Origin of the sequence: Sphingomonas sp. SORGH_AS_0870, assembly GCF_031453175.1 — a bacterium.
Classification (GTDB): domain Bacteria; phylum Pseudomonadota; class Alphaproteobacteria; order Sphingomonadales; family Sphingomonadaceae; genus Sphingomonas.
This window is the reverse complement of record NZ_JAVIYW010000002.1, coordinates 3876149-3901258: the sequence shown is the minus strand read 5'-3', so window position 1 is coordinate 3901258 and position 25110 is coordinate 3876149. Positions and strand designations below refer to the sequence as shown.

Genomic DNA, 25110 nt, shown 5'->3' with positions numbered 1-25110 from the left:
CAACGGCCTCCGGCAAACCCGGCGCGGTTCACTCCGCCACCGGCGTGCCCGTCTCCGCCTGCTTCAGCGCAAACGCAATCTGCTCTTCCGTGTACCTCGACTTCTTCATGTCCCAGCTCCTTGCCCGCAGGCTTCAAAGGGCCGGAAAACTCTCACCCAGCTTGGATAAAAAACAGGGGGGACGTCACCAGCAAATGACAGCACTGAGCACCTAAGCGGCGATTTGACCAGAAAGTTGGGTAGAGTGTCGTTGCGATCAGCCAGGAGGGCCTGCGCAGGGAGCCATTATGGGGCAGCCTGAGGCTTGGCAGCCTGAGGCTTATTCGCTGGATTTCCTTTGAATGAGCCGCATTCGGCTTGCATTGGCCGGGCAAATGAGGGACCAATCGAGAAACAAAATAGCGGGGATTCACTCGCCAGGCATACGAGTGCAAACGCACCACGGGGCCGTAGAATGGGAGAGGGTCCTATGTCTGCGGTCTATTCGCTATCGTCATGCATTGAATGGCAGTTCGCCGAAGCTGGAGCGCTGGATGCGCGTCTTCGCGCGGCCAGGGCGGCCGGTTTAGAGCTGGCTGAATTCCACCTTTGGCGTGACAAGCCCATCGACGCGCTCGCGGTGGCGCTCTCGGACACGGGAATGCGGCTGACCAGCCTGTGCGTCGATCCGCGCCGCTCGATCGTCGATCCCGCTGAGCGTGAGGAGATGGTCACCGCCGTTCGCGAAACCATCGCCGCCACCGCCAAGCTCGGCAAGCCCGCCCTGATCGTCGCCTCAGGTTTCCGGGTGGAGGGCATGAGCGAGCAAGAGCATTTCGACAATGCCGTGGCCGCCTTGCGCGCCGCGGCCGATGCGGCGGAGGAGGCGGGCGTCATGCTCCTGCTCGAGCCGCTCAACACCCGGCTTTTCGCGACCATGTATCTGGTCAGCACCACGCTCGGCCTCGACCTGGTCGAGGCGGTGGGCAGCCCGAACCTGCGTCTCCTGTACGATGTCTGGCACAGTGCCGTGATGGGTGAGGACATGCGCACGGTACTCACCGGGCGTATTGATCTGGTCGCCCATGTGCAGGTCGCCGATATGCCCGACCGCAACGAGCCGGGGACCGGCGCTGTCGACTGGAAGGAGGTCACGCAGACCTTGCGTGATCTGGGCTATACCGGAGCCATTGGTCTCGAATATTTTCCGACGCTGCCCATGGTGCAATCGCTGGCCGCTTCGCAAGAAGCGCTGGCCGACTGACCCGCATCCGCTGCTTCCCAGTCCTGAACGGGTCATCGTCATGCAAAAAAGCGAATTGGGCTTTGTCGAGCGCCTGAGTTACGGCTTTGGCGACATGGGAACCAGTCTGGCCTATAATATGGCCAGCGGTTTCCTGCTGTTCTACTACACCAATGTCGTGGGCTTGCCCGCAGCGTCGGTCGGCACGGTATTTCTGGTCGCGCGGATATTGGACGCCGTGGTCGATGTGCTGGTCGGCATCGGGGTCGATAAGACCCGCACCCGTTGGGGGCGTACCCGCGTCTATTTCCTGTGCACGGCCATTCCCTATGCGCTGTTGACCGTTGCCGTGTTCTCGATGCCTGCCTGGAGCCAGGGCGCGCAACTCGTCTACGCCTTCGTCACCTTCAAGGCGCTGGGTATCGTCATGTCGCTTCAGGCGATCCCCTATACCGCGTTGATGCCGATGATGACGCTGGACGGCAAGGATCGGTTGCGTCTGTCGGGCTTGCGTTCGATCGGCACCGCAACCGGCGTCGTGCTGGGAACGGCGGCGGTCATGCCATTGGTCGGTTTGCTGGGCGGAGGAAACCAGCAGCGAGGGTTCACGCTCGTCGCCGTGCTGTTCGCGATCGTCGGGCTGATCTGCACGCTGGCGCTCTTCCGCAACTGCAAGGAGCGGTACGAGGATGATGCCCCGCCGGGCTTCGCCATTCTTTCCGCGGTCGGCGAGATGTTGCGAAACCGTGCCTGGCTGGTCGTCTTCTTCCATTGCCTGCTCTATTTCGCACGCTTCGGCATGATGATGGCCGCCACCGCCTACTTCGCCATCGACGTCATGAAGCGGCCATGGATGATCTCGGTCATGCTGCCCGCCGTCGCAGGTATGCTGCTCCTGTCCGCCTTTTTCGCGCCCGCGATCCTGACGCGTACGGGCCTGCGGAACGGCACGGCCGGCGCGCTCGCCATCGCGGCGGTGCTGTTCGGAGCGTTGCCCTTCGTTCAGGACAATGTGCCGGTATTTCTGGGCTTCTACGTCGCGGGCTGCCTGGCGACCTCGATCACGATCACCTCGACCTATGCGATGATCGCGGAAACCGTAAATTACCACGAGGCGAAGTTCGGCGCCCGTCGCGAGGGGCTGTTATCCGCGGGCATCAGCCTTTCGACGAAGCTCGGCATGGCACTGGGCACGGCCGGTTTCGCCTATGTGCTGGGCGCATTCGACTATGCCCCCGGCCATGTCAGCGACGCCGCGCGGGAGGCCATCCGCTGGACCTATAGCGGCGGCGCGGTGGCGGTGCTCGCCGTCCAGACGCTCGTCGTTCTCTGCTGGCCCCGGACGGGACCGGCCAAGCCCTGATCACGCAAATTCGGATGTCGCGCGGCGACACATCCGTAGACACGATGGAAACCGTCATGAACAAAGATGCGATCGGCATAAGCCTGGATTTGATCAATCGCCATTATCAGGAACCGAACCGAAACCGGTATGAAGGCAAGTATTTTCTGGGAGGAGCTGTATCCGCTGATCAGCGCGAGCGGGTTCCGTGCGATCGAAATCCCCTATGAGCCGGTCTGGCAATTTGGCGGCCGGAGCGGCGTTCCGATGAACCGCTATTGCATCAACACAAAGTATCAAAGCGCCGCCAATTACCGGGGCGTGTTGCGCCAAAGCGGCATCGACCGGGTCGTCGGCGTTACATTCGATCCCAATCTGTTCATGCGCAATGACAATCTGGGCTTCTTCTTCGGTGCCAGCGGCCATTTCGCGGGCGAGGCGCTTTCCCATGCCGCCGACCTCGGTGCCGATTATTTCGCGATCAGCCCGTCCGCCTTTTACGGGCGGATGGCGCATTATCACCCCGATCTGGACGCGAAGATGGGCGACATCGTCTCGGGCGTGACCGAACTGCTCCAGGGTCTTGCCACCAAGGCGCAAGAGGCGGGCGTGGCGCTGGTATTGCGCAACGAATATTGGAGCCTTTTCCGGGGCGAGGGCATCATCCAAATGCTCGACGCCCTGCCGGAAAGCGTGAAGCTCGACGTCGATACCGCGACGTTGACGATCGCGGGTGTCTCGCCCGCCGAGTTCATCAACGCGCATATCGGCCGGATCGGCTGCGTGCACCTCACCGATACCGACTTCGTCGATATGGACGAGACATGGAAGAGCCCGAACCCGGAATTCCCGGCCGGGCGGGCCACACAGGTGTTCCGCGATCCCGGAACCGGATCGGTCGATCTGTCGCGTATCGTCCAGCTACTGGATGATCTGGGCTATGACGGACCGGTCGTCTGCAGCGCCCGCCAGACACGCGATCCGTTCCGCGCTCTTCTGCGCACTCGTGCCTTCCTCAATCAACTGCCGAATCAGGCCGGACGGAGTGCCCTGTGATGCCCAATATCCGCTACGCCAATATGAGCCATTGGAAGGCGATCCCCTATCGGCAGATCGAGAACTTCCGCGATTTCTATTACGAGAACAATACGAACTCCGCCTATTATTCCGACTGGGACACGATCCTGAAATACCAGTCGGCGCTCGGCTTTGACGGTATCGAGATCGCGCCCTGGGACCTGGCTGACATTCTGCCCCTGTTCGGCTCGCCCGAGGCATTCACCGCGTTCGCGAAGGATCGCGGCGTCGATGTGATCGGGATGTTCCACGGCGCCCATGCCTCGCATGCCGCCGATCATTTCGAGGAAGCGGTGCGCTCGGGACGAGAGGCCGTCGACACGATCGTGAAGTTCGGCGGTACCTATATGAACACCTGTCCGACCAACAACTATTACGGGTCGGGTCCGCTGTCGCGTGAACAGGTTCAGCAATGTGCCCGGACGATCAACGAGATCGGGCGCTATGCGACCGACCACGGCGTCAAGATCGGTCTGCACAACGAGTTCTTCTGCGCGATCAATCTGCCGAACCACCGCGAGTTCATCGAAAGCACCGATCCTGAGCTGGTTCACTATTGCATCGACACGGCGCAGGTCGCGATCATGGGCGAGGATCTGCTGACCTTCTATGAAGATTATCACGACCGGATCAGCACCTTCCACCTGAAGGATACGGCCTCGGTCCGCCAGCCCGATGAAGTGCGCTATGCTCAGGACCCGGAGATTACCGATGACGGCACACGCTGGTTCTGGGAACCCGGCCTGGGTGAGTTGGACCTGAAGGGCCTGTATCACCTGTTGAAGAAATATCAGTTCAAGGGCTGGATGTCGGTCGAATATGACGGGTCGCCGGATCTCCTCGCGTCGATGGCCCTGACACGATACCACCTCGATAAGGAATTGCGGCCCATCTACGACTGAGGGGAGGGCGCAAGTGCCCCCCTCAATCGAACAGCCGCTCCGGCAGGCGGGTCAGCAGCAACGCGATGGCCAGCAGATCCGCCGCCACCACCAATGTCGCGATCAAGAAGGCGGTCACGGGCGGCCGATAATCGCCCGTCAATGAGAAATAGATGGTGGCGATCAGGGCCGTGCCCATGGCGCCGCCGATCTGTTGCATCGTCTTGTGCATGGCCCCCGCGACACCCGCGTGATTGCGATCGACGCGTGACAGCGTGATTGGCCCCAGTGGACCGCTGAGTGTCCCCATGCCGACACCCGCGAATAGCAGCAGTGCGCCGATGACCACGCTTGGAAGTGCGATGTGCACGGCGACCCCGGTCGCCGAACAGGCGAGCGCCATCAGGATCGCACCCGTTATCGGCACACGACGTCCATGGACGGGCAGGGCCTTGCGCCCGATCTGACTGATGCCCGCCATGACCCCCATTCCAAAGGGTATGTGGAGCAGCGCGACGTCGATCGGGCTGTAACCTAGCCCCTGTTGCAGCGTCAGGCTGAAGGTCAGCAGGAAACCGCCCGAGGCGATCGCAAAGGCTCCTGTTGCCGCCAGTCCGACCCGAAAACTGCGGTCATGGAACAGCGACGGTTCGATCAGCGCAGACCCCAGTCGGGACCGGCGTGCGCCTTCATAACGCCAGAACCACCACCATAGGCCCGCACTCGTCAGGACCAATGCCGCCGTCCACCACGGCCACCCGGCGCTCCGCCCCTCGATCAGGGGGAGCAGCAGCGTGCCGAGCGCGAGGAACAGCAACAGCGATCCTGGCCCGTCGACACGCAACGCATGGCCCGAGCGTCCAGGCGGCAAGAGCGTCAGCCCCGCGATCAGCGCCAGTGCGCCGAAGGGCAGATTGATCAGGAAGACACTGCGCCAGCCCAGATCGAACGGGTTGAGCTCAATCAACAAGCCGCCAAGCACCGGGCCGCCGATCGCTGCCAGCCCGCCGACCACGCCAAAGGCGGCCAGTCGGCCGATCCGTTCGCTGGGTGAATATAAAAGCTGGATCAGCGCCACGCCCTGCGGTGCCATGATCGCGGCGGCCGCTCCTTGCGACAGCCGCGCGACGGCAAGCGTCGTCGCATCCTGCGCCAGTCCGCACCCCAGCGACGCGATGGAAAACCCTGCCACCCCGATTGCGAACATCCGCGCATAGCCGAACAGATCACCCAACCGACCGCCCACGACCAGCAGCACGGCGAAGGTCAGGAAATAGCCCGACACGACCCATTGCATCGCGCGGTCCGACGCCCCCAATCCCTGCTGGATTGCGGGCAGTGCGGTGTTGACGATCGTCGAATCCGCCACGTCCATGACGAAGGCGAGCAGCACCGTCGCGAACGCCAGCGTCCTTTGTCGCTCGCTCAACCGATCCGAAACCGCGCGTGTCGCCACCGTGATGATCCTTGCTTGACAGAGTGGCACGTCATGGCGATACCACGTATCAGAATGCAAGTTCTAATTAAGCCGTAAGAGCGGCGAATCGATTGGGAGAGAAGCCGATGGTCATGACGCCGGAAGACCCCGAGGCACGCCGACCCGGCATAGGTCAGGGTATCACCGTCATCACCGCCGGCTTTTTGCCGATCCTGGCCATCGCGTCGCTGTTTCCGGCGGTGCCGTCCATCATCGACCATTTCTCGGCCGACCCGTCCGCGTCGTGGAAGGTGCCCGCCATGGTATCGGCGCCAGGCCTGACGATTGCTGTGGTCGCGCTGTTCGCCGGGATTCTCGTCGATCGCTTCGGACGGCGCAAATTGATGCTGGCCGCGACCCTGCTCTACGCGCTGTTCGGCGCGGCACCCTTTTTCCTCGACAGCCTGAACGGCATCTACGCCTCGCGGCTGTTGCTGGGCGTGTCGGAGGCGGTGATCCTGACCACGCTCAATACGCTGATCGGCGATTATTGGGACGAGAAGGGGCGGCGCAACTGGCTGACCATGCAGGGGCTGGCCGGGCCGTTCTTGGCCAGCGGGGTTATCCTGGCTTCGGGCTTCCTGACCGGCCTGCGCTGGAACGGCATCTTCCTGATCTATCTGGTCGCCTTCCCGATCTTCATCGCAGCGGTGAAGTTTCTCTACGAGCCGCAGAGCGATGCGACGGCGCGCAAGATGCTGGGCATCGGTCAGGCGCCTGCGCGTACCCCGTTCCCGATGGCGTCCGTCGCCATGATCGGCGGCGTGACCCTGTTCGCCTCTGCCCTCTACTACGTCTTCATCATCAATGGCGGCATGGCGTTCCGCGAAGTCGGTATCCAGTCGTCGCAGGACCTCAGCAAGCTGACCTTCATTCCCAGCCTGTTCGTCATGCTGGGCTCTGCGATCTTCTGGGCGACGGGTCGGGCGCGTCCGGTGGTGCAGCTCGGCATCTTTCTGTCGCTGATCGGCGGTGGGCTGGCGACCATCGGTCTGGCGCCGGACTGGCGCTGGATGATCGCGGGCCTGGTGGTGCAGCAGACCGGTGCGGGCATGGCGGTACCGACCCTGATCGCGTGGGCGCAGACCAAGCTGCCCTTCGAGCATCGCGGTCGCGGCATGGGCGTGTGGACGGCCTGCTTCTTCTTCGGCCAGTTCTCCAGCCCGTTCCTGGTCTCGATGTTCCGAACCCAGGCTGGGACGATGCAGGCGGCATTCCTGATCATGGGTGCCGCCGGGGTCGTCGGCGCGGTCACGGCCTTCCTTATCGCGGCAGCCCGTCGTGGCGGCGGTACGCCCGCCATTGCCGCCGCTGTCTGATCCCCATCCCACCATTCAGGACGATATGACATGACGATCAAGCGGGGCGTCAGCCTCTATAGCTATCAGAACGAGACGTTCCTCGGCAAAATGTCGCTGGAGGACTGCATCCGCACCACTGTCGGCTTCGGTGCCGACGGGATCGAGGTCATCGGCGAACAGACCTTCTGGGGCTGGCCCGAAGCTGGCGTCGCGGACGAGAAGATCGCCGAGTGGCATCACCTGATCAACAAATATGACGCCGTGCCGGTCTGCCATGACTTCATGCTCGACTATAAACGCTACAAGGGCCGCGAAATGCCGTTTGCCGAGCAGGTTGCGAGCGTGCGCAAGGATATCGAATTCGCTGCAAGGTTGGGCGTGAAATATGTCCGCGCGCTGGTGGCGATTGCACCGGAGGTGCTGGTCGCCGCCGCGCCTTATGCCGAGGAAAAGGGGATCAAGATCCTGATCGAGGTGCATGCACCGCTGCACTTCGATCATCCCTGGATCGTCCGCCATGCCGAGGCCTTCGAAAAGTCGGGCAGCGACGCGCTGGGCTTCCTGCCCGACATGGGCATGTTCCTGTTCCAGTTTCCGCCCGTGTGGAAGGAGCGCTTCATCCGCAACGGCGTGCCCCAGAACATCGCCGACTATATCACCAAGGCTTATGAGGACCGGGTTCTCAGCGAATATGTCATCCTGAACGTGCGCGAGATGGGTGGGGTCGGCCCGGCGATAGCAATGGCGGAGACGCTGCGCCACAATGCCGCGTTCGAGCCGAAGCGGATGCTCGATTACATGCACCGCATCCACAATGTGCACGGCAAATTCTACCAGATGGATGAGAAACTGGTCGAACCCAGCATCCCCTATGACGAGATCGTCCAGGTTCTGAAGCAGGGGAATTACGACGGCTATATCTGCTCGGAATATGAGGGCAATCGCTGGATCGAGGATGCGTATGAGGTCGACTCGGTCGAACAGGTCCGCCGCCATCAGGACATGCTGAAGCAACTCATCGACGTGCCTGCCAACACCACAATCGCCGCCTGAAGGACTTGACCGATGTTCGACAACAAGATGATCGTGGAAGACAGCCTGAAGGCGACTGACACTGGTTTCACCATTGAGGCGCGGTTGCCCTATTATCGGGGCCTGGGCCTGTCGATGATCGAGAATGTGGCGGTCAGCGTCGATGGCGAAGCAGTCCGGCGCGAGGACATCACCGTGTCGCTGCGTGGGCGCACTTGGACGCTGGACGAGATGGAAACCGAATATAGCGACCGCTGGAATTTCGGCGAGAAGGCGCTGGTGGGCGTGAAGCGGGCAGGGGGGCTGGCGCCGGGCGAGCACCGGATCGAACTGGCCGAGACGATGCGCATCTCCTATCTGCCGTTCGTGCCGACGACCAAGGATAGCAAGACGCTGATGCTGCGCTGATCGGCGGCTTCGGTGAATAAAAAAGGGGCGGCCGTCCGATCGGAAGGCCGCCCCTTTTCTGATGTGTCGTTTAGATCGCGCCTTCCTTCAGCATCGACACGGCGTTCGCGCAGGCCCGCGCGGTCAGCGCCATATAGGTCAGCGACGGGTTCTGGCAGGCCGAGGACGACATCTGCGCGCCATCGGTGACGAACAGGTTGGGCACGTCATGCGCCTGGCTCCACTTGTTGAGCACGCTTGTCCGGGGATCATGCCCCATGCGCGCGCCGCCCATCTCGTGAATGGCCGACCCCCCTGGATTGGGCGTGTCCATACCCATGATGACATGACCCCCGGCGGCGGTCAGCATCGCGGCGGCTTCCGCCTTGGCATCGGCAAGTGCGGCATGTTCCTGCGCCCCGTGTGAGAAATTGATGCGCAGGGCCGGGAGGCCCGCGGCATCCTTGACGGTCGGGTCGAGTGTGATGCGGTTGCTGGGACGCGGCATGGAGTCGGCAAAGGCGACCAGCACCATGCGCCACATGCCGGGCTCACGCAGGCTGTCCTTATAGTCTTTGCCCACGCCGGGCGCGCGCTTGCCACCCGTCCAGGCTGCGCGGAATGCGCCGCCCTGATAGGAGAAGCCGCGCGTATGCCCCTTGCCGTCGATCGTATCGAGGTTGCGGAAGCGCGGGATGACCACGCCGGTCGGGCGATTGCCGAAATAGCTGTGTTGCTCGAACCCCGGCATGACCGCGATCCCGGCGACCGTCTGGGCATGGTCCATGATATGGGTGCCCAGCACGCCGCTGGAATTGGCAAGGCCGTGGGGATTGGCTTCGTTCGCCGAGCGAAGCAGCACGCCGACGCTGTTGAACGACCCGGCGTTCAGGAACACGATCCGGGCGTGAGCGCGCTGTCTCGTGCCGTCCTTGGTGTTGATGAAGCGCACGCCGGTGGCGCGGCCGGTCGCCGGGTCCTGCTCGATCGCCTCGACCACCGCGTCGGTGACGAGCGTCAGATTGCCGGTCTTTTGCGCGGCGGGCAGCGTCGAACTCTGCGTTGAGAAATAGGCTCCATAGGAACAGCCGCGCGCGCATATCGAGCGATACTGACACGCCGCGCGCCCCTGGTCGGGCTTGGCCTCGGTGAGGTTGGCGTTGCGTCCGATCGTCAGGCGGCGGCCGGGCCATTGCCGACCGATCACCTCGCGGGTGTGTTGCTCGACGGCATTCAGCGCCATGGGCGGCTGGAAGCGCCCATCGGGAAGCTGGGGCAGGCCCTCCGCCATGCCCGCGACGCCGATAAACTCCTCGACCTTGTCGTACCAGGGTGCGAGATCGGCGTAGCGGATCGGCCAGTCGGTGCCATGCCCGTCGCGGCGATTGGCGTCGAAATCATAGTCCGACCAGCGATAGCATTGCCGTCCCCAGGTCAGCGACCGCCCGCCCAGCTGGTAGCTGCGCCACCAGTTGAATTCGGTTTCGCCTTCGGTGGTGTAGGGGTTCTCGCGGTCGTTGACGAAATGGTCCTGCGTGAACTCGGTAAAGTGCCGGTTCTTGCGCTGGACGGCGTAGTCCTTGCCATAGAGTTCGGCGTCGCCGACCCCGCGAAATTCCAGATCCCAGGGTGCCAGCGTCTCGCGCGTGTAGCCGCTGCCATGTTCGATCATCGGCCCACGCTCGATCATCAGGACCTTCAGCCCGGCTTCGGTCAGTTCCTTGGCCGCCAGCCCGCCGGTAATGCCCGAGCCCACCACGATGGCGTCGAAAACGGGTTGTTGCGCCATCAGCTGAACTCCACTGCGGTCCAGTCGCTCGACCAGGCGCGGCTTCCGGGGATATAGGGGATGTCGGCGTCCCACCGACCAGGGACGAGCTCATATTGCAACTCGCGTGAGCCGCCGACCTCGGAGGTGTAATAGGCGGTGAGGATCAGGCCCTTCAGCTTGCGCCAGGGCGATTCGACCGCGTCGGGTCCAGCATCGGCAAAGGCGGCCTTGTCGATCGCCGCGACCGCTGCCTCCCGCCCGGCCGGGGGGGCGGCCAAATAATCGCCGTGCGTCGCGGCGTCGAGCTGCCATTCCAGCCAGTCGAGATAGTCGAGCGTCCCATCGCGGCGTTGATGGCGGGTGATCGTCGCGGGCAGAGCCGCTCCGGCGGCCGGAGCGCGGGTGCCGTCCAGCCCATGGGCAAGCGCGAGAATGACGAAGTCATGCGCGCCGATCTCGCCCGCGCCGGGGGTGGTGGTTCGGGGCAGGACACGCTGGGCGACGTCGCGCAGAAGCGCACGTTGCCGGTCGGTGACGACCTCTGCCGTGTCGGTCCAGCGGACGGCGGCGACGGGAACGCCCACCGCCATCGCGAACAGCGCCGCCCCTCCCAATAGCTCGCGCCGAGCCAAGCCCGTATCGGCCATGCCGTGCCCCATCCTCGCCTACGCCGCTTTTGCCAGCGGCTATAATTAGAACTACCATTCTAGTAAGACGATTCGGAAGACGGTGCAAGCGCTAAGCGCGGGTGGGGCGCGCCTTGGGGCTGGTCGAAAGATAGGCGGCGAGCATGTCGGCCAGATCGGCCTTCAATTCGGTCCAGTCGCCTTCGCCCGCCGCGTCGATCGACGAGCCGAAGCCCAGATAGCGCGCGATCGAGGCATAGAGGATACGGAAACCCGCATCGGCGGCATGCTCGGGATCGGGATGGCGGATCGAGTCGCGATTGCTGAGCAATGCGGCGATCACCGCCTCGCTGGTGCGGCCATAGCTGCGTTTGCCGATGGCGGCGATCACCGGATCGGCGCTCGCGCGGAGCATCAGCGGGCGCATCAGGTCGGCATAGCGCCGCAGCACTTCGGCCACCGATTCGACCAGATCGTGCACCATGTCGATCAGGCCGCCGCCGCGCGCAGCCAGATCGGCGATCACGGCCAGCATGTCGGCGTCCACCCGTTCCAGCACCCGCAGCTGCACGACATGGACCAGATCGTCCTTGCTGTCGAAGCGGCAATAGATTGAACCAATCGACACTTTGCCGTGCTTGGCGACCTCGTTCAGCGTGAATTCGTCCGAACCGCGCTGGGTCATCAATTCCTCGGCGGTGGCCAGCATCCGTTCGAAGCTCGCCTTGCTGCGGCCCTGCTGTGGCGCGCGCGCCTTCGCCAAGATCGTCTCGATATCCATCAACACCCCATTGACAGCCCGTGGGAGACCGTCATATCAGAATTGCAGTTCTAATTTTATTTTAAACGAACCGCATCAATGCGGCAACGCGCCGGACCACGGCAGGCATGATAAAAAGGGAGAGGTTTGATGCGTTTCTCGGTATTCCTCAACGCACGGTCCATGGCGCCTGACGAGGATCGCGCGCTGATCCATGGTCTGACCCGCCATGCCGAGCGGGCCGCCGCGCTCGGTTTCGACGCGCTTTTCATGCCGGATCACCATTTCAACGGCTATATGCCGATCGCCAGCGACAGCTATATGTTCGCATCCTATCTGGCGGCGAAATTCCCGCACATGCATTTCGGCTTTTCGGTGACGTCGGTGCCGCTGCATCACCCGGTGCGCTTCGTCGAGCGGATCAACATTCTCGACCAGCTGACCGACGGCAAGCTGCTGGTCGGTGTCGGCTCGGGCACCACGCCCGAGGAGATGATCGGCTTCGGCGTCGATTACCGCGATGCGGGCGCCATTTCGGAAAAGAACCTCGCCCTGGCCGAACAGCTTTGGGCCAAGACGATGGACGATCCGGCGGTCGAGATCGACAACGGCCCGCACCAGGGCCGGGTGCTGCAACGGATCGCACCGGCGCCCTATAGCGAGGGCCATGCCCGGTTGATGCCGGTGGCGATGAAGGAGTCGAGTGCCCGCCGCGCCGCGGAGAACGCCTGGCCCGCCTTCATCCCGGCCTTCACCCCGCCGCAGATCGGCGGGACCGAGCCGATGAAGCACGTCGCCAAATATTTCGGCATCTATCGTGCCTTGCTGGACGAGGCCGGGCACAGTGCGGAGAAAGATCGCCCGCGCACTGGACTGGACGACCCATACCTATCAGCTGGTTCATCTGGCCGACAGCGACGAACAGGCGCGCGACGAGATGATGACCATCCTGCGCGCCTATCAGGACGCGATCGAACGCGAGGCCGAATTCAATGCCCGCGCCGAGTCGAACGAGGCCAACAAGAAGACCGATCGCACGCCCAACGCGCTGACCGAGGACTGGATCGGCACCTGGTGCCTGTACGGCTCACCCGAGACGGTGATCGAACATCTCAAGCCCTATGAGGAACTGGGCATCGGCAACATCCTGTGCGGCACGACGACCGGTCCGCTGACCGACGAGCGGCTGCGGCTTGGCGACCAGACGCTGCGGCTGCTGTCCGAAAAGGTCATGCCCGCGTTCAAGAAGGCCTGAGCCGATGGCACGGCATATCGTGGGGATCGGCGGCACCTTCCGACCCCGTTCGTCGAGCGAGATGCTGGTTCGCTCGGTTCTGGCGGAGTGCGAGAGCATGGGGGCGAAGACCACCATGTTCGACGGTCCGGCGCTGGCGGCACTGCCGCACTTCAACCCGGAGCGTCCCGAGCGTACCGCCGAACAGGCGGCCTTCGTCGCCGCGCTGCGCGAAGCGGATGGTCTGGTTATCGGGACGCCCGGCTATCATGGCGGCGTATCGGGCGTGGTGAAGAACGCCATCGACCTGCTCGAGGATCTGCGCGGGGACGAGCGGGTCTATTTCGATGGCATGCCGGTGGGGCTGATCGTCTCGGCGGCGGGATGGCAGGCGGGTGGCGTCACGCTGGCGGCGCTGCGCGGGATCGTCCATGCCATGCGCGGCTGGCCGACCCCGGCGGGGATCGCGATCAACTCGATCGCGCAGAAGCCGTTCGGCGCGGACGGCGCGATCGTCGATGACGGCGTGGCGGGGCAGATCGCGACCCAGGCGCGGCAGATCATGGCCTTCCGGCTGGAGCTGGTCGCATGAGCGCGCTGACGCTCGCGCAGCAGGCCAGCCTGACCGCCGGAGCGGCCATGTGGCGATCGGTCGCGATCCCGGAGGCGGGTATTCCGTCGCTACACATGAGCGATGGGCCGATGGGCATCGCGAGTGGCAAGGTCGACGAGCGCGACGTCGCGCGCCTGTCGCCTTGCGCAACGTCGCTCGGCGCCAGCTTCGATGTCGCGCTGATCGCGCGGGTCGCGGCTTTGGTCGGTGGAGAGGCGATCCGCATGGGTGTCGACCTCGTCCTGGCGCCCAACGTCAACATGGCGCGCAGCCCATTGGCCGGGCGGGCATTCGAGTATTTTTCCGAAGACCCGCTGCTGACGGGCCTAGCCGGAGCGGCATGGACGCGGGGGCTTCAGTCGACCGGCGTCGGCGCCTGCGTCAAGCATCTGGTCTGCAACGATAGCGAGACCGACCGCGACCGCATGAACGCGGTGGTGGACGAGCGGACTCTGCGCGAAATCTATCTGCTGCCCTTCGAGTTTTGCGCGGCAGCCGGGGCGGGGGCGATGCTGACCGCCTATAACCGGGTCAATGGCGACTGGTGCGCCGAGCACGGCCATATCTCGACCATCGTGAAGCGCGAATGGGGTTTCGAGGGCCCGTTCATCAGCGACTGGTTCGGAACGCATTCGACGGCGGGCAGCCTGAACGGCGGGCTCGACCTCGAGATGCCGGGGCCAGCACGCTTCGTCGGTGCCAAGGCCGTCGCGGCGGTCGAGGCGGGAGAGGTCGCGGCCGAGCGGGTGGCCGATGCTGCCGAGCGGGTGGCCCGAGCGGCCCGCCGCTGGTCCGGTCCGAAATCGGCGCCCGAAGAGGATGCCGATGCCTTGCTGGTCGAGGCGGCGGCGGCCGGTATGGTGCTGCTGCGCAATGAGGGGGATTTGTTGCCGATGACGCCGGGCAGGCACCGCCGGATCGCGGTGATCGGCCCGAATGCTGCCGCGCCCTGCTATCAGGGTGGGACCTTTGCCAAGATCGCGCTCTCGCCCGATGCGGCACGCCCCCTGGAGGCGATCATCGCCCGATATGCAGGGACCGCGGACATCGTCTACGAACCCGGCGTCGACCCGCAACCACGGCTGCCCGCCATGCCGGTCGCGCCGGTGCGGGGCCAGGGCCCCGGCATGACGGTCGAGTATTTCGCCGATGGCGATCTGTCCGGTCAGCCCATCGGGCAGGAAGTGCGAGATACCAACTCGCTTGTCTGGTTCGTCGGCGTCCATGATCAGGGGGTGTTCGACCGTTCGGCGGCGATCCGCGCCAGCGGCTGGTTCATGGCCTCTGTGGATGGCGCCTACCGCTTCTATGTCGGGGCGACCGGCGCGGTCAGATTGAAAGTCGATGGCGAGGCGCTGATCGACCAGCCCGAACGGATGGCGGCGTCCGACGTCATGGGATCGCTCAAGCGGGGCGATGCCGACAGTGCCGAGATGATGCTTACCGCCGGGCAACGCGTGCTGGTGGAGGTCGAATTCCACTATGACGGCGCCCGTGTGCATGGCCTCTGGTACGGCATTCGCGGCCCGGACAGTGCGGAGGCGATGCTGGCGCGTGCGGTCGAAGCCGCGACCGGCGCCGATGCGGTGATCCTGATGATCGGCGAAACGTCTGACTCCAGCGTCGAGAGCAAGGATCGACCCGATACGGCGATCGCGCCGGAGCAGCGCACGCTGATCGACGCGATCTGCGCCGCGAACCCAAACACCGCGATCATCGCCAATATCGGCCATGCTTTCGATGCGACGTGGAGCGACCAGGCATCCGCGCTGATATCCGCGTGGTATCCCGGCGAGGGGTTCGGCCCCGCGCTCGCGGCGGTCCTGGCGGGCGATGTGGAACCGGGTGGCCGTCTGCCAGTCACATTGGCGCGGCGGGAGGCGGACTATCCCGCCCTGTCCCTCCAGCCGGACGGGCAGGGGGACGTAGCTTATGACGATGGTGTGCTGATCGGCTATCGGGGTCTGAAAGCGCGGGGAACGACGCCGCTCTACGCCTTTGGGGCAGGGCAGGGTTATACGCGGTTCGAATGGTTGGGTGTCGACGCCGACGGGGGTGATGTCTTGGTCCGATTGCGCAATGTCGGCGACCGCGCCGGAAGCGATGTCGTGCAGCTTTATCGTCACGCCCCCGAATTCGCGCTGGTCGGATTCGCCAAGGTCACGCTGGCGGCAGGAGAAATCGCGACCGTTCGGGTGACTCCGGAGCCCCGTCTGTTCCGCATTTGGGGGGATCATGGTTGGCGCGTTGCGGTCGATCGTGCGGTGTTGGCCGTCGGTCGGGCAAGCGACGATCTGCCCTTCACCGTCGAGGTGACGTTATGAAGGCCTTGTTTCATGTATTTGTCCTGACCGCGCCGTTCCTGGCTCCCGCTGCGATCGCTGGATCGGGCGCGACGCTGACCGAGCGCAACCGCGCGATCATCACCGACTTCGCCGATCACTTCTATACCCGCCGCGATGTGGCGGGGGCGTTCGCGCGCTACGTGGTGCCCGACTATATCCAGCATAATCCGGGCCTGGCCGATGGACGTGTGGCGGCGGTCGCCGCGCTCGCCCCCAAATTCGCGACGCCGGGCGCCCGGTTCGATGTGAAGCGGATCATCGTCGACGGTGACATGGCGGTCATTCACCTCCATGGCCGCACCGATCCGGCCTCCGCCGGCGGCGCGGTCGCGGACATCTATCGCCTGAAGGACGGCAAGATCGTCGAGCATTGGGACGTCATCCAGCCCATGCCGACGACCTCGCGCAATCCCCATCCGATGTTCTGAACGACCACGCAAAATAATCGGGCGGGGCTGTATATCAGCGCTTGACTCGGTAAATAAACAGAACAATCATTCTAGTTCTAAACGAGGGGCGGGTACGCCTCCGATCAAAGGAGAGGGGATCGTATGATGAGGTTCCGTCGCGTCGCAACCACGGCGCTCACCACCACCGCCATGTGGGTGGCCAACCCAGCCTTTGCCCAGGTCGCCGATCCGGCGGGTGCCACGCCCCAGACGTCGGCCAACAAGACGACGACGGCGGCGTCCGACGATACGATGAATTCCGAAGACATCATCGTCACCGCAACCAAGGTCGAAACCCGGTTGCAGGATACGCCGATCGCCATCCGCGCGATCGGTGGTGCAGACCTGACCAAGGCGCAGGTGACCGACGTCAGCGGGCTTCAGCGTCTCGCTCCGGATCTCGGCATCACCCCGGACTCGGTCTTCACGAAGATCGCGATCCGGGGCGTATCCAGCCAGGATATTTCGGAAAGCGCCGATCCGGCGCTGACCGTTTCGATCGACGGCGAGTATATCAATCGCCCGGTCGGCCTGAACGCCAACTTCTTCGACCTGGAACGGATCGAAGTCCTGCGCGGGCCGCAGGGGACGCTGTTCGGCCGCAACTCGACGGCGGGTGCGCTCAACATCGTCGCGGCCAAGCCGGTGCTCCAGAGTTTCGAGGGCTCGGCGACGGCAGGCTACGGCAATTACAACGCGATCTATGTCACGGGCGCCGTCAATGTGCCGATCGGCGATACGCTGGCGATCCGCGTGGCCGGACTGCACAATCAGCATGACGGCTATGTCAACAACGGCCCGGCGGGGCGCGGCGACGATGCCAATGTCGATGCGGTTCGCGGCAGCATATTGTTCGCTCCCGGTGCGCTCGAGGTCTATCTCGCGGGGGAATATGTCGACATCGACCAGACCGGGCCGATGCAATATGGGCTGCCCGTCAGCGGGACGACCCCCGGGGTAACGGAACTGCCCGCGTCCGTGGCCTCGCCCACGACCTATCCCACACTGGCCCAGCGGCAGGTCCCGTCGTTCGTGGACGTGCCGCAGGGCTTCGATCCCGCCAGCTTCCCCCTCGGCCGGATGGGCAGCTTCAAGAGCCAGCAATATGCGGTGCGCGGCCGCATCTCCTATGATTTCGGCGGTGCGACGCTCAGCTACATCGGCGGTTACCGGCATGTCGACAACCAGGCCGTCATCCCGCAAAACGGCTATCTGCCGGAGCTGTTCACTTTCTATAACGACCGCTACGATACCCGTACGCAAAGCCATGAAGTCCGTCTGAACGGGGGTACGCAGGGCCAGTTCGTCTGGCAGGTCGGCGGTTTCTATTTCCACGAAAACCAGATCATCGCGCGTGGTCTTTATTTGACTACGGCAAGTGCCTTCGCCAATTTTTTCTATCGCCCCTACGTCACCTCGGACTCCAAGTCAGCCTTTGCCCAGGCGACCTATTGGGTCGTGCCCGACACGCTGAGCTTCACCGGCGGCATTCGCTATACGGATGACAAGAAGGACGCGAAGTACATCAATTACGGCTTCTATCGTTCGCCGACCATGGCACGGCCGCCCGCCGACGGCAGCGGGGCGGGGGCGTTGATCCGCTATCCGACCTATAAGGAAGACAAGATCACCTGGACGGCGGGTGTCGAATATAAGCCCGCCCGCGACAACCTGCTCTACGCGAAGGTCAGCACCGGATACAAAAGCGGCGGCTTCGATCTGGTCGGGTCGTTCAACGCGGAAAATCTGACCGCCTATGAGATCGGCTCGAAGAACCGCTTCATGGGCAACCAGCTCGAATTCAACGCCAGCGCCTTCTATTACGACTATAAGGACCAGCAGGTTCAGGTGTATATCGACACCACGGTCGGCGCGCGCACCTTTAACGCGGGCAAGAGCCGGGTCTGGGGTATCGAAACCGACACCGCCGTTCGCCTGTCGCCGAACGACCGGGTCAGCCTGATCGTCAACTATATCGATGCACGGTTGCAGCAGTTCGCTGGCATTCCGGCGCCCACGCTGGCCAACCCGGCGTCCACTGTCGCGCGCCTGACGCTGGATCTGGCGGGCAATGTCGCCCCGCAGGCCCCGAAATGGACGATCGGTATCAACTATACCAAGACGATCGAGCTGGGTGACGGCTACAAGCTGGTCGCCAACGGCTTCAGCCGGTTCAAGTCGCGCTACTTCCTCACCGCCTTCAACTACAAGGGCGACGAAGTGGATGCGTTCACCACCACCGATCTCAGCCTGGAACTCAACATGCCGAACAACCGGTTCAGCATCCAGGGCTATGTCCGCAATCTGGAGGACAATCGGGTGAAGACCTATGCCGGGTTCACCGGTGGCGGCATCAACATCTACAACTGGAATTTCGGCCAGCCGCGCACCTACGGCGTGCAGGGCTCATTCCGCTTCTGACGACCCTTTTCCCGGCGGGGCGGGGGGCCACCGCCGGGGAATGCCTCACCCCTGGAGCATGACATGGCAAGAGTGACCGAGATCCGTTACGTCGGCTACGGTGTCGCCGACCTTGATGCCGAGCGTGCCTTTTATCGCGACGACTGGAAACTGGTGGAGGCGGGCGAGCAGGACGGCCTGTATCACTTCGCCGCCGAAGGGCATGACGAGGCCTATGTCGTTCGCCTGCGGCAGGATGATGCCAACCGTATCGACGTCATCGCGCTGGCCGCCGATACCCGCGCCGATGTCGATGCGTTGCACAACAAGGTCGTCGACGCCGGATGCCGGATCATCTTCGTCCCGCGCGACCTGACGACGATGGGCGGGGGCTATGGTTTCCGCTTCTTCTCGCCCGACGGTCTGCCCTTCGAGATTTCGTCGGATGTCGAGCGCCGCACACCACGTGTGCTCAGCCGCTGGGAAGGCATTCCGCAGAAGATCAGCCATATCGTGCTCCACTCGCCCGATCACCGGGCGATGGTGGCCTTCTTCACCGACGTGCTGGGCTTCCGCGTATCGGATTGGCTGGGCGATTTCATGTGCTTCCTGCGCTGCAACTCGGCGCATCATCGTCTTGCGATCCTGCCGGGGCCGCCCTGCCTCAATCATGTCGCCTATGACATGCTGACCGTCGACGACATGATGGCGGGTATCCGGCGCCTGAAGCAGGCGGGGACGGACATTCGCTGGGGGCCGGGTCGCCATACGGCGGGCAACAATACCTTCAGCTATTTCACGACGCCCAACGGTTTTCGCGGTCGAATATACCTCCGAGCTGGAGCATGTCGATTTCGAGACCCACGAGCATCAGGTGCATGTCCCCGGCCCCGGCACGATGGACCAATGGGGCATCGGTGTCGGCGGTCCGCAGACCATGCCGCATCCCAAGCCCGATGCCGGGCTGTTCCAGCCGGTCCTGGTGTAGGCCCGATGGCGCTCTACGAACCCTTTCCCAACTATATCTGGAATCTGTCGGTCGCGATCGCGATGGAGTCGGGCGCGCAGCTCGGCGAGATCATCGACATGTGCCAGCCGATCAAGGACGCGGCGGCCAGCGGCGCGGACGCCGGCACGCCGATGTTCATGAAGGCCTGGGCCGCGATGGGCGACAAGCTGATCGCGCTTGCGGCCGAAGATGAGGCGAAGGGGCGGGGCTTCTCCGCCTCCAACAAGCTGGAGCGGGCCAGCCTGTACCTCATCACCGCCGAGCGAATGCAGGGCCATGGCCATCCGGGCCGCCGCGAAACCTTTGCACGTGCGCGCAATGCCTTCGATCGTTCTACGGTGCTGGGTCAACTGAACCGGGAGCGTGTGGAAATCCCGTTGACGGTCGGTACCATGCCCGCGCTCTATACCCGCGCGCCCGGCGACGGCCGCAAGCCCGTGGTCGTGTTCTGCAACGGTCTCGATAGCTGCAAGGAATTGCTCTACTGGACGCGGCTACCGCAGGAACTGGCGCGGCGCGGCATTTCGACCCTGTGCGTCGACCAGCCAGGCTCCGGCGAGGCATTGCGGCTTCAGGATCTGCCGGTCGATCCGCACAGCGAACACTGGGCCAGCGCGGCGGTCGACTGGCTGGAACGGCAGCCCGATGTCGATCCCAAGCGGATCGGCATGACCGGCATTTCGCTGGGCGGACACTTCGCCCCCCGCGCGGTCGCCTATGAGCCCCGCTTCGCCAGCGGCGCGGTGTGGGGGGCGAACCACAATTGGCGCGAGGTGCAGGACAGGCGCATGGCGCGCGAGGGCGAAAACCCCGTTCCGCATTACTGGGCGCATGTCCACTGGGCATTTGGTGCCGAGGATCAGGAAGATTTTCTCACCAAGTCGGAGGCGATGAACCTCAACGGGCATATGGATCGGATCAAGGTGCCGTTCCTCGTCACCCACGGCGCAAACGACCGCCAGATCAGTGTGAAATATGCCGACGACCTTTACGATCAGCTGGTGAATTCGCCCCGCCGCGAGAAGCTCGTCTTCACGGCGCGTGAAGGCGGCGTCGAGCATGTCGGAGCCGACAACATGGCCTATGGCCGCGACCTGATTTCCGACTGGTTCGCCGAGACATTGGGAAGGCACACGGCATGACGCGCCGCATCGTCGACCTGTCGATCGCGATCGACCCCGAGGTCATCACTGATCCACCCTTCATGCGGCCCAGCATCACCCGCCAGACGCACCGCGAGACGGTGGCGGAGGCCGCGATGTTCTTCCCCGGCATCACTGCCGAGGCGATGGCGGGTGGCGAGGGCTTCGCTGCGTCCGAGATGTTGACGCTCAGCACGCATAACGGCACGCATCTCGATGCGCCCTGGCATTACCATCCCACGATGGACGAGGTGCTGGCGGATGGCGGCAGGCGTGCGCTCACCATCGACGAGGTTCCGCTGGAATGGTGCGTCCAGCCGGGCGTGAAACTCGATTTCCGACACCTGCCCGATGGCCATGTCGTGACGGCGGCCGAGGTCGAAGCGGAACTGGCACGGATCGGCCACGAGCTACGACCGCTCGACATCGTGCTGGTCAATACCGGCGCAGGGGCGGCGCTGGGCCAGCCCGATTTTCTCGGGCGCGGGTGCGGCATGGGCTATGAAGCAACCATGTATCTGACCGAGCGCGGTGTGCGCGTGACCGGCACCGACGCCTGGAGCTGGGACGCGCCGTTCAGCCACACCGCCGCGCGCGTCGCCCAGACCGGTGACTATTCGCTGGTCTGGGAAGGGCACAAGGCCGGGCGAGAGATCGGCTATTGCCACATGGAAAAGCTGACCCGACTGGCCGAGCTTCCGTCCACCGGTTTCACCGTCTCCTGCCTGCCGGTCAAAGTGAAGGGCGGCTCGGCGGGCTGGTGCCGCGCCGTCGCCATCTTTGAGGATTGATCGCGATGCGGCTTGCGACCCGGGACGATGGCAGCCGGGACGGAGCGCTGGTCGTGGTCTCGACCGACGGCCGCCTCTGCCTGCATACGGGCCTTTCGATGCAGGCGGCGCTGGACGATTGGACGCGCGTCGAACCCGCTCTGCGCGCACTGGCCGGGCGGGCCGATGCGGAGGGGGAGGCGCTGGACGGGACCGCGTTACTGGCTCCGTTACCGCGCGCCTGGCAGTGGCTCGACGGCTCGGCCTTCCCGACGCACGGCGCGTTGATGCAGAAGGCATTTAACCTGCCGCCGATCGAGACCGACAAGCCGCTGATGTATCAGGGCATGTCGCACCGCTTCCTCGCGGCGACGCAGGACGTGCCGCTCCCCAGCGAGGCCGACGGCATTGATTTCGAGGGTGAGTTCGCGGTGGTGACGGGCGATGTGCCGATGGGGTGTACACCGGAGGCGGCGCTTGGCCATGTCCGACTGGTCCTCCTGCTCAACGATTGGTCGTTGCGCGCGATCGCCCCGATCGAGATGAAGACCGGCTTCGGCTGGGTCCAGGCGAAGCCCGCCTGTTCGGTCGCGCCTTTTGCGGTCACGCCCGAGGCACTTGGCGATGACTGGCGCGACGGTCGCGTCTGCCTGCCGCTGACGGTCGAGATCAACGGGGCGTGGTTCGGAAACCCGGTGGGCGACGAGATGGCCTATGGCTTCCACGAACTGATCGCGCACGCCGCGCGAACCCGCGACCTGCCCGCGGGGACGATCATCGGTTCGGGCACCGTGTCGAATGTCGATCATGCGCGGGTCGGCTCAACCTGCCTGTCCGAACGCCGGGCGATCGAGATGATCGAGGGCGGTACGCCGCGTACGTCTTTCCTGTCCTTCGGCGACCGGGTGACGATGTGGGCGGGGTCGCAGTTCGGCTCCATCGACCAGTGCGTGGTCCGCGCATGACCGGCGGCCACGCCTTTCTTTCCACCCCCGAGGAGATCATCGACGAAGCGCGTAACGGGCGCATGTTCATCCTCGTCGACGATGAGGATCGGGAGAATGAGGGCGATCTGGTCGTCCCTGCCCAGATGGCCACCCCCGATGCGATCAACTTCATGGCGCGGCATGGGCGCGGTCTGATCTGCCTCGCGATGGCGCGTGCACGGGTCGAACACCTCGGGCTGGACCTGATGACGCGCACAAACTGGACGCGGCACGAGACGGCCTTTACCATCTCGATCGAAGCACGCGATGGCGTGACCACCGGCATTTCCGCCGCCGACCGCGCCCGCACCATCGCGGTTGCGATCGACGCGGCCCAGGGTGCGGAAGCGATCGTGAGCCCGGGTCATGTCTTTCCGCTGGTTGCGCGCGACGGCGGCGTGTTGGTCCGCGCCGGGCATACCGAGGCGGCGGTCGATGTTGCGCGGCTCGCCGGGCTCAATCCCTCCGGCGTGATCTGCGAGATCATGGACGAGGACGGGACGATGGCGCGGCTCGACCGGCTCGTTACCTTCGCGCAATTCCATGGATTGAAGATCGGGACGATCCGCGACCTGATCGCCTATCGTCGCCGTCACGATCATCTGGTCGAAAAGCGCGCGGAGACGGTGTTCGACAGCGAATGGGGCGGACAATGGCGGGCCATGACCTTTTGGAACCGCGCGACCGGCAGCGAGCAGGTCGCGCTGGTCAAGGGGAAGGTCGATCCGACGCGGCCGACGCTGGTGCGGATGCATGCTCTGTCGCCCTTTGCCGACCTGTTCGGTGAGGCGGGTGCGCGCAGCGGTCTGCTTCGCCGGTCGATGGAGGCGATTGGCCGGGAGGGAAGCGGGATCGTCGTGGTCATCAACCGCCCGCGCCCCGATGGCCTGACGCTGGCGATCCATGCCCGTGCTGGTGCAGCGGTGCCCGATATGGAGGAGCTGCGCGACTATGGCGTGGGCGCGATGATCCTGAACGAATTGGGCGTCGAGGAAATGATCCTGTTGACCAACAGCCGCCACACACTGGTCGGGCTGGAGGGCTATGGGTTGCGCGTGGCGGGTGAGCGCGCAATCTGATCGCATCGCGGATCAGCTATTGCCCATTTGGCGATAGGCGCGCGGCGATACGTCCGCATGGCGGATAAAGAAGCGCGTGAAATAGGCCGGGGCGGAAAAGCCGATTGAATAGCCCACCCCCGCCACCGACAAATTGATGTAGAGGAGCGCCCGCTTGGCATCGAGCATGGCGTGCTGGTCCAGCATCGCGGCGGGGGATAGAGGCGCGATCCGGGCACGGGCGACACACAGGTGGCTTTCGCTGGTCCCCAGTGCGTCGGCATAGTCCGCGATCGGTTCGCGCAGCCGAAAACGCTCGTCGATCCGCGCGCGGAGGCGGGCGACGAGGTTGTGATGATGGTCCGGTACAGACCGCGCCGCTCTGCATCGCGCCCAAAGCGCGCAGTGCCTCGACCAGGATTGTCAGCAATGCGGCATCCATCGCCGCGCCATGTCCCCGGTGCGGACCACCCCAGCTCCCGCATCAGGGTCGCAATCCCGGCGCGGATCGTCGCCATGTTCGCCACCTCCCACCATTGCTGACCGCCCAGTGGGCTAGGGGGAACTGCATCCGGGCTGCGTTGCGTTCCACAATCCACGGTCCAGCTCCAGCCGGGCAAGCAGCAGAGGTTCGATGCCATCAAGACCGCCGGCCTTCAACTCGGGGCCCTGGAAATAGCAGAAATCAATTCGTCGGCACGATCGCGTGCGGACGGGCAGGGGCTGCCTGTTGCCTTCAGCCGGGCTCACGCCTCTTCGAGACACTGTTCGAGTGTGGCGTTGGCCTGGAGGAAGAGCACCGTTGCTTCGCTGCCATTCTTGGTGCCCAGCGATACCTTCGACAACGCCTTGCCGTCGAATGCAGGACGCAGCTTTTCGGGGATTTGTCGGCGCAGATGACGTGACCCTGACGTGACCCCAGTCTTTCATCCAGCGGCGACCAGAGACCGACCGGTGTTGTCGCGCATGAGCGCGGGTGAAGCAACGGGCGGGGTCAACCCCGCCCGTTGCTGTTCGAGCCCAGCAGGCCATCCAGAAAACTGTTCGCCGATGCCGCAACTCGCGCCTGGCTGAACGCTTGGCTGAACAGGGACTGCATCCGCGCCTTCACCTTACGCAGCGGTGATGCCCAAAACTCCAGCGTTGTCTCGATCGATGCTCCCGTCACCGCGACCTCCTCGCTATGGTGACACATTGATTCAGAACACGATCAAGAACCCAACCGTAA

At 64.1% G+C, this 25110-nt stretch carries 22 protein-coding genes and 3 pseudogenes; 18 read left to right on the top strand and 7 right to left on the bottom strand.

Annotation, left to right across the window (positions count from 1 at the left end; all coding sequences use genetic code 11):
• Nucleotides 1–469 precede the first annotated feature (469 nt).
• The 4 genes from QE363_RS18120 (at nucleotide 470) to QE363_RS18105 (ending at nucleotide 4543) form a co-directional block, all read left to right on the top strand.
• A complete protein-coding gene (locus tag QE363_RS18120; protein ID WP_309697530.1) occupies nucleotides 470–1243 on the top strand; it encodes a sugar phosphate isomerase/epimerase family protein in 774 nt (257 codons plus the stop codon).
• 40 nt (nucleotides 1244–1283) lie between these two features.
• Entirely contained in the window at nucleotides 1284–2585 is a 1302-nt protein-coding gene (locus QE363_RS18115) for a glycoside-pentoside-hexuronide (GPH):cation symporter (RefSeq protein WP_309697528.1), read from the top strand.
• Nucleotides 2586–2714: 129 nt separating this feature from the next.
• Nucleotides 2715–3620, top strand: a complete 906-nt coding sequence (locus QE363_RS18110) for a sugar phosphate isomerase/epimerase (RefSeq protein WP_309697526.1) — start codon at nucleotides 2715–2717, stop codon at nucleotides 3618–3620.
• Nucleotides 3620–4543, top strand: coding sequence for a sugar phosphate isomerase/epimerase (locus QE363_RS18105; protein ID WP_309697524.1), 924 nt, complete (start codon nucleotides 3620–3622; stop codon nucleotides 4541–4543). The genes QE363_RS18110 and QE363_RS18105 overlap by 1 nt, the downstream gene beginning before the upstream one ends.
• Before the next feature lie 22 nt (nucleotides 4544–4565).
• On the opposite strand, the gene QE363_RS18100 is transcribed toward QE363_RS18105, so the two are convergent.
• The gene (locus QE363_RS18100) at nucleotides 4566–5978 is read right to left on the bottom strand and encodes an MFS transporter (RefSeq protein WP_309697523.1); all 1413 of its coding nucleotides are present in this window, start codon (nucleotides 5976–5978) and stop codon (nucleotides 4566–4568) included.
• 113 nt (nucleotides 5979–6091) lie between these two features.
• Between QE363_RS18100 and QE363_RS18095 the strand changes: the two genes are divergently transcribed.
• From QE363_RS18095 to QE363_RS18085, 3 genes are read left to right on the top strand one after another with little or no spacing between them, the layout of a single operon-like run.
• Nucleotides 6092–7318, top strand: coding sequence for an MFS transporter (locus tag QE363_RS18095; protein ID WP_309697521.1), 1227 nt, complete (start codon nucleotides 6092–6094; stop codon nucleotides 7316–7318).
• Nucleotides 7319–7348: 30 nt separating this feature from the next.
• Entirely contained in the window at nucleotides 7349–8353 is a 1005-nt protein-coding gene (locus tag QE363_RS18090) for a TIM barrel protein (RefSeq protein ID WP_309697519.1), read from the top strand.
• Nucleotides 8354–8365: 12 nt separating this feature from the next.
• A complete protein-coding gene (locus tag QE363_RS18085) occupies nucleotides 8366–8740 on the top strand; it encodes a DUF6379 domain-containing protein (RefSeq protein WP_309697517.1) in 375 nt (124 codons plus the stop codon).
• Between the two features lie 70 nt (nucleotides 8741–8810).
• On the opposite strand, the gene QE363_RS18080 is transcribed toward QE363_RS18085, so the two are convergent.
• The 3 genes from QE363_RS18080 to QE363_RS18070 form a co-directional block, all read right to left on the bottom strand.
• A complete protein-coding gene (locus QE363_RS18080) occupies nucleotides 8811–10508 on the bottom strand; it encodes a GMC family oxidoreductase (RefSeq protein ID WP_309697515.1) in 1698 nt (565 codons plus the stop codon).
• Entirely contained in the window at nucleotides 10508–11137 is a 630-nt protein-coding gene (locus QE363_RS18075) for a gluconate 2-dehydrogenase subunit 3 family protein (protein ID WP_309697513.1), read from the bottom strand. Before QE363_RS18075 ends, QE363_RS18080 begins: the two co-directional genes overlap by 1 nt.
• Nucleotides 11138–11228: 91 nt before the next feature.
• Entirely contained in the window at nucleotides 11229–11897 is a 669-nt protein-coding gene (locus QE363_RS18070) for a TetR/AcrR family transcriptional regulator (RefSeq protein ID WP_309697511.1), read from the bottom strand.
• A 129-nt stretch (nucleotides 11898–12026) separates the two neighbouring features.
• Between QE363_RS18070 and QE363_RS18065 the strand changes: the two are divergent.
• The 11 genes and pseudogenes from QE363_RS18065 to ribB form a co-directional block, all read left to right on the top strand.
• A pseudogene (locus QE363_RS18065) lies at nucleotides 12027–12668 on the top strand (LLM class flavin-dependent oxidoreductase); the annotation flags it as partial.
• Nucleotides 12669–12720: 52 nt separating this feature from the next.
• Nucleotides 12721–13131 carry an LLM class flavin-dependent oxidoreductase gene (locus tag QE363_RS18060; RefSeq protein WP_309698256.1) on the top strand — a complete coding sequence of 137 codons (411 nt, stop codon included), beginning with the start codon at nucleotides 12721–12723 and terminating at the stop codon, nucleotides 13129–13131.
• A 4-nt stretch (nucleotides 13132–13135) separates the two neighbouring features.
• Nucleotides 13136–13702, top strand: coding sequence for an NAD(P)H-dependent oxidoreductase (locus QE363_RS18055; protein ID WP_309697509.1), 567 nt, complete (start codon nucleotides 13136–13138; stop codon nucleotides 13700–13702).
• Nucleotides 13699–16047, top strand: coding sequence for a glycoside hydrolase family 3 C-terminal domain-containing protein (locus tag QE363_RS18050; RefSeq protein WP_309697507.1), 2349 nt, complete (start codon nucleotides 13699–13701; stop codon nucleotides 16045–16047). The genes QE363_RS18055 and QE363_RS18050 overlap by 4 nt, the downstream gene beginning before the upstream one ends.
• The gene (locus tag QE363_RS18045; protein ID WP_309697505.1) at nucleotides 16044–16496 is read left to right on the top strand and encodes a nuclear transport factor 2 family protein; all 453 of its coding nucleotides are present in this window, start codon (nucleotides 16044–16046) and stop codon (nucleotides 16494–16496) included. The genes QE363_RS18050 and QE363_RS18045 overlap by 4 nt, the downstream gene beginning before the upstream one ends.
• A gap of 123 nt (nucleotides 16497–16619) precedes the next feature.
• Nucleotides 16620–18938, top strand: coding sequence for a TonB-dependent receptor domain-containing protein (locus QE363_RS18040; RefSeq protein ID WP_309697502.1), 2319 nt, complete (start codon nucleotides 16620–16622; stop codon nucleotides 18936–18938).
• A 63-nt stretch (nucleotides 18939–19001) separates the two neighbouring features.
• Nucleotides 19002–19905 (top strand): annotated as a pseudogene (locus tag QE363_RS18035) (VOC family protein).
• A 5-nt stretch (nucleotides 19906–19910) separates the two neighbouring features.
• The gene (locus QE363_RS18030; protein ID WP_309697501.1) at nucleotides 19911–21068 is read left to right on the top strand and encodes an alpha/beta fold hydrolase; all 1158 of its coding nucleotides are present in this window, start codon (nucleotides 19911–19913) and stop codon (nucleotides 21066–21068) included.
• Nucleotides 21065–21859 (top strand): cyclase family protein, encoded by a 795-nt coding sequence (locus QE363_RS18025; RefSeq protein ID WP_309697499.1) that lies wholly within the window; start codon nucleotides 21065–21067, stop codon nucleotides 21857–21859. The genes QE363_RS18030 and QE363_RS18025 overlap by 4 nt, the downstream gene beginning before the upstream one ends.
• A 5-nt stretch (nucleotides 21860–21864) precedes the next feature.
• Nucleotides 21865–22803, top strand: coding sequence for a fumarylacetoacetate hydrolase family protein (locus QE363_RS18020; RefSeq protein WP_309697496.1), 939 nt, complete (start codon nucleotides 21865–21867; stop codon nucleotides 22801–22803).
• Nucleotides 22800–23903: a 3,4-dihydroxy-2-butanone-4-phosphate synthase gene (gene ribB / locus QE363_RS18015; RefSeq protein ID WP_309697494.1), complete on the top strand. Its 1104-nt coding sequence runs from the start codon at nucleotides 22800–22802 to the stop codon at nucleotides 23901–23903. Before QE363_RS18020 ends, ribB begins: the two co-directional genes overlap by 4 nt.
• Nucleotides 23904–23915: 12 nt before the next feature.
• Here ribB and QE363_RS18010 read toward each other — a convergent pair whose 3' ends face one another.
• From QE363_RS18010 to QE363_RS18000, 3 genes and pseudogenes are all read right to left on the bottom strand, one after another.
• A complete protein-coding gene (locus QE363_RS18010) occupies nucleotides 23916–24113 on the bottom strand; it encodes a helix-turn-helix domain-containing protein (protein WP_309698241.1) in 198 nt (65 codons plus the stop codon).
• Nucleotides 24114–24628: 515 nt separating this feature from the next.
• Complete coding sequence (locus tag QE363_RS18005) at nucleotides 24629–24778, bottom strand: DUF6538 domain-containing protein (protein WP_309698240.1); 150 nt, start codon at nucleotides 24776–24778, stop codon at nucleotides 24629–24631.
• 101 nt (nucleotides 24779–24879) lie between these two features.
• Nucleotides 24880–25077, bottom strand: a pseudogene (locus QE363_RS18000) (hypothetical protein); the annotation flags it as partial.
• Nucleotides 25078–25110 lie beyond the last annotated feature (33 nt).

What these genes read in the sequence shown, in the direction of transcription:
- QE363_RS18120 (WP_309697530.1), top strand. Translation starts at nt 470, where the DNA reads ATGTCTGCGGTCTATTCGCTATCGTCATGCATTGAATGGCAGTTCGCC.
- QE363_RS18115 (WP_309697528.1), top strand. Translation starts at nt 1,284, where the DNA reads ATGCAAAAAAGCGAATTGGGCTTTGTCGAGCGCCTGAGTTACGGCTTT.
- QE363_RS18110 (WP_309697526.1), top strand. Translation starts at nt 2,715, where the DNA reads ATGAAGGCAAGTATTTTCTGGGAGGAGCTGTATCCGCTGATCAGCGCG.
- QE363_RS18105 (WP_309697524.1), top strand. Translation starts at nt 3,620, where the DNA reads ATGCCCAATATCCGCTACGCCAATATGAGCCATTGGAAGGCGATCCCC.
- QE363_RS18095 (WP_309697521.1), top strand. Translation starts at nt 6,092, where the DNA reads ATGACGCCGGAAGACCCCGAGGCACGCCGACCCGGCATAGGTCAGGGT.
- QE363_RS18090 (WP_309697519.1), top strand. Translation starts at nt 7,349, where the DNA reads ATGACGATCAAGCGGGGCGTCAGCCTCTATAGCTATCAGAACGAGACG.
- QE363_RS18085 (WP_309697517.1), top strand. Translation starts at nt 8,366, where the DNA reads ATGTTCGACAACAAGATGATCGTGGAAGACAGCCTGAAGGCGACTGAC.
- QE363_RS18080 (WP_309697515.1), bottom strand. Translation starts at nt 10,508, where the DNA reads ATGGCGCAACAACCCGTTTTCGACGCCATCGTGGTGGGCTCGGGCATT.
- QE363_RS18075 (WP_309697513.1), bottom strand. Translation starts at nt 11,137, where the DNA reads ATGGCCGATACGGGCTTGGCTCGGCGCGAGCTATTGGGAGGGGCGGCG.
- QE363_RS18070 (WP_309697511.1), bottom strand. Translation starts at nt 11,897, where the DNA reads ATGGATATCGAGACGATCTTGGCGAAGGCGCGCGCGCCACAGCAGGGC.
- QE363_RS18055 (WP_309697509.1), top strand. Translation starts at nt 13,136, where the DNA reads ATGGCACGGCATATCGTGGGGATCGGCGGCACCTTCCGACCCCGTTCG.
- QE363_RS18050 (WP_309697507.1), top strand. Translation starts at nt 13,699, where the DNA reads ATGAGCGCGCTGACGCTCGCGCAGCAGGCCAGCCTGACCGCCGGAGCG.
- QE363_RS18045 (WP_309697505.1), top strand. Translation starts at nt 16,044, where the DNA reads ATGAAGGCCTTGTTTCATGTATTTGTCCTGACCGCGCCGTTCCTGGCT.
- QE363_RS18040 (WP_309697502.1), top strand. Translation starts at nt 16,620, where the DNA reads ATGATGAGGTTCCGTCGCGTCGCAACCACGGCGCTCACCACCACCGCC.
- QE363_RS18030 (WP_309697501.1), top strand. Translation starts at nt 19,911, where the DNA reads ATGGCGCTCTACGAACCCTTTCCCAACTATATCTGGAATCTGTCGGTC.
- QE363_RS18025 (WP_309697499.1), top strand. Translation starts at nt 21,065, where the DNA reads ATGACGCGCCGCATCGTCGACCTGTCGATCGCGATCGACCCCGAGGTC.
- QE363_RS18020 (WP_309697496.1), top strand. Translation starts at nt 21,865, where the DNA reads ATGCGGCTTGCGACCCGGGACGATGGCAGCCGGGACGGAGCGCTGGTC.
- ribB (WP_309697494.1), top strand. Translation starts at nt 22,800, where the DNA reads ATGACCGGCGGCCACGCCTTTCTTTCCACCCCCGAGGAGATCATCGAC.